Annotated in this window: 1 protein-coding gene; it reads left to right on the top strand. The window is 67.5% G+C overall.

The genetic code is table 11. The features are described from left to right. On the top strand, window positions 1-426 hold a 426-nt coding region (locus Ato02nite_RS49900; protein ID WP_213013784.1), incomplete at its 5' end, for a BMP family lipoprotein. Window positions 427-643: the final 217 nt, after the last annotated feature.

Below are 643 nucleotides of genomic sequence, written 5' to 3'. Positions count from 1 at the left end.
GCCAAGGGCAAGGCGCTCGCCAACACGTTCGTCTCGCAGGGCGCCGACGTGATCCTCCCGGTTGCCGGCGGCACCGGCCTCGGTGCGGCCGAGGTCGCCCAGGGTTCCAGCGGCAAGGTCTCGGTCATCTGGGTCGACCAGGACGGCTGCAAGAGCGCGGCGCAGTACTGCGGCGTCTTCCTGACCACGGTCGTCAAGAACATTGAGGACGCGGTGGAGAAGGCGGTCGTCGCCGGCGCCACCGGCACTCCGCTCTCCGCGACCCCGGGTTACCTGGGCACGCTGGAGAACAACGGCGTCGAGCTCGCGCCGTACAACCAGTTCGACAGCAAGGTCGACGCGGGCCTCAAGTCTGAGGTCGAGAAGCTGAAGGCCGACATCATCGCGGGCACGGTCAAGGTCGAGTCGGCCAACGCCCCGAAGTAAGCAGGTAGGTAACATCTGGCCGCCGCCGGCTGCGAATTCTTCTCGCAGCCGCGCGGCGGTTCCCATGAGGTCAGGCCGAGGTCAGGAGATTCCGCTGAGACTCGAATTGCGCGGCATCACCAAGCGCTTCGGCGACCTGGTGGCCAACGACCACATCGACATCACCGTCGAGCCCGGCGAGGTGCACGCCCTGCTGGGCGAGAACGGCGCCGGCAAG

Origin of the sequence: Paractinoplanes toevensis (assembly GCF_018332695.1) — a bacterium.
Classification (GTDB): domain Bacteria; phylum Actinomycetota; class Actinomycetes; order Mycobacteriales; family Micromonosporaceae; genus Actinoplanes; species Actinoplanes toevensis.
Note: the sequence above shows the minus strand (reverse complement) of the source record. Positions and strands in the feature narration are given on the sequence as shown.